This window comes from Moorena sp. (genome assembly GCF_982860115.1).
The window spans coordinates 1-2,518 of sequence record NZ_CEYLVT010000334.1 but is presented as its reverse complement, the minus strand read 5'-3'; the positions used below and the strand labels follow the sequence as shown (position 1 = coordinate 2,518).

The following is a 2,518-nucleotide window of genomic DNA, read 5'->3' as shown; positions in this document are numbered from 1 at the left end:
TCTTGCCAGTAACCTGGCTTGGGAATAGGTAGAACTGGCATCTTGCCAGTAACCTGCCTTGGGAGTCGGTAGAACTGGCATCTTGCCAGTAACCTGCCTTGGGAGTCGGTAGAACTGGCATCTTGCCAGTATCCTGCCTTGGGAGTCGGTAGAACTGGCATCTTGCCAGTAACCTGCCTTGGGAGTCGGTAGAACTGGCATCTTGCCAGTAACCTGCCTTGGGAACAAGAAAAGTTGCACCTGGCTGACAAGAAACGATCAGCCAGAGTTCAATGCAACTATCAACTCACAAAGTACAATAATAACAAGAACTCAGATAAACGCTGATCTATTTTGGATCTAGGTAGTGATAGCGTGGCGGAAGATAGGGTGCTCGGGTGCTCGTAAAAATTTGTATTAAGAGTAATTATGCCGAGATGATATAATCCCAGGCTGGGGGTTGTTTGATATCATGTCCCCATAATTAGTGATCAAAAACCTTCTGGGATTAAACCTTACTCCTTTACTTCTGCTTTCTGCCTTCGATTCGACCCAAGCGTGTAAGTATTCAACCGGAAATGATATCACTTGCTGCCAACCACAGGTTCACGAGCGCAGAGGATCCGGGCGCAAGGGAAGCGCCCTTATAATTGATTGATTTGACCATCATGATCAAAAGTGCTATGGTTTATTCCACGACTCGAATCAATCCACGGTTCACACCGTCATGAATCTCTTGGACTAGGATTTGCTCTTCTAGTGAAAGTGATGCCTTGGCTAGTAAAGCTGACATAAAGAGGTGTTGGTCAATGCGGGTAATTTGGCGCATATGAATAATACGCTTAGCTATGTGCTGCACCGGGAATTTGGGGAAGATCACTTGAGAGGGTTTCATTGGGTCCACATAATCTCTGTAATTTTAACTATCGGCAATTTTGAAGAGATATTCTGTGAGAGAGAGTCCTAGCTACCAGTGATTCGATCTGACGATGTGTTGTGATGGGATCGCGGTTAACCTGTGATCTGAGTTACAACGATGGCAAACTAGTAGCCGATCAGCGTTGACGGTGGTGATATACAGCATGTTAATTCTAGGAGAAGAGAACGACAGGAGGAAGGAAGCAGCAGATTAGAAAAGGAATAAATACTAATATAGTCCAATACTTGGATGCCTGAAACTGTTTAAAGGTTAACAGTTTGGTATCTGAGAGCTTGATAGTTGTGGTTGGCACTGATGGTTCAAGGGCCAAGGCCGTCATAATTTGTTTACCCAAAACCCGTCCTAATCGTGGTGGTACAGCATTACCGACCTGTCGAAATCCATGCCATTTGGTCTGGTGGAAGCGAAACCAATCTGGAAATGAGTGCAGTCTAGCGGCCTCTCGCACGGAGATTACCCGTGGGTAATCAGGATGAATGGGGCGAGGAGAGGTATAGCGACCGTTTTTATAACCAGTACCTGCTCTGAGGGTATGGCATGGTTTATCCCAGTGTAAGCGTCGTAAGCGACTGGTAGTTTCTACCTCCCCCATGGGTGTGTTTCTAAACCGCTCAATCGAGGCTTCTGTGTGCTGGGTTTGCAGGGAACTGGTCAATAGTTGAGGATTCCACTGGCGGGGATAGGCAAAGTTATCAGGATCGGTGATTACATCCCGTAACTTTTCTACATAGGGCATGGCTAACGCTTGGAGCAGGTCTAGCTGTTCTGGTGTTAGTTCAACACAATCGCTTTTCTGGAGTTCAGGAAAATCATCTAAGTTAGGCAAGTCTGCGATCGCATCCTTAACAGTTACCCATTGGTCAGAGCCTAGTTCTGAGTCAGGATAAAGCACTGGTTTCTCCCCAAGCCTAGAACCCAGTAAAAACAACCGCCGCCGTTTTTGAGGCACGCCAAAATCTGCTGCATTCAATACCTTGACTGGCTCAGTTATCCTGTAGCCAGCTGCTTTAAACTCACTGATTAGCTGCTCGAACAGGTCTTGGTATTTGTTCTGAGCTAAGCCTGGAACATTCTCCATCACAAAATAGCGTGGTTGGAGTTCTTTGACCAAACGGCAGAACTCAAACACTAAATTATTGCGTGCATCATCTACTTGACGCTTACCGATCAAGGAGAATCCCTGACAAGGGGGTCCACCAATGACTAGATCAATGACTAGATCAATGGTAGAAACCTGCGATGAAACCTCTCTACAGTCTTGGTTTTGCCCCCTTTGAGTTGCCCACTCCCTCAGGGCTTTCTGAATTTCCTGACCAGACAGGGTAGCAACGTCGGTACATAAAACCTTGGTTTGGGGGGAATTGAAGGCATACACTGCCCCATGAATTGGGTCTTGTTCAACGGCGAGGGCAACATCAAACCCCGCCTGCTCAATCCCTAGGGAGAAACCACCAGCACCAGCAAATAAATCAACGGCTAAGGGTCGATGAGGGAAATTTGCCATGCCGTTTATGGTAATCTAATTTTATTGCGCTGCACGCTTCGGAACAGGGAACAGGGAACAGGGAACAGGGAACAGGGAACAGGGAACAGGGAACA

3 protein-coding genes are annotated in these 2,518 nt (G+C 46.8%); all 3 read right to left on the bottom strand.

The window, feature by feature from the left end; translation table 11 throughout:
• Nucleotides 1-201, bottom strand: a 201-nt coding sequence (locus AC4II3_RS30675; RefSeq protein WP_490723004.1) for a hypothetical protein, incomplete at its 3' end; no start/stop codon positions are given.
• 466 nt (nt 202-667) lie between these two features.
• Nucleotides 668-874 carry a hypothetical protein gene (locus AC4II3_RS30670; RefSeq protein WP_488017241.1) on the bottom strand — a complete coding sequence of 69 codons (207 nt, stop codon included), beginning with the start codon at nt 872-874 and terminating at the stop codon, nt 668-670.
• A gap of 196 nt (nt 875-1,070) precedes the next feature.
• Entirely contained in the window at nt 1,071-2,423 is a 1,353-nt protein-coding gene (locus AC4II3_RS30665; RefSeq protein ID WP_488017243.1) for a DNA cytosine methyltransferase, read from the bottom strand.
• Nucleotides 2,424-2,518: the final 95 nt, after the last annotated feature.

Excerpts from the sequence above, each read along its gene's own strand:
- AC4II3_RS30670 (WP_488017241.1), bottom strand. The coding sequence starts at position 874 with ATGAAACCCTCTCAAGTGATCTTCCCCAAATTCCCGGTGCAGCACATA.
- AC4II3_RS30665 (WP_488017243.1), bottom strand. The coding sequence starts at position 2,423 with ATGGCAAATTTCCCTCATCGACCCTTAGCCGTTGATTTATTTGCTGGT.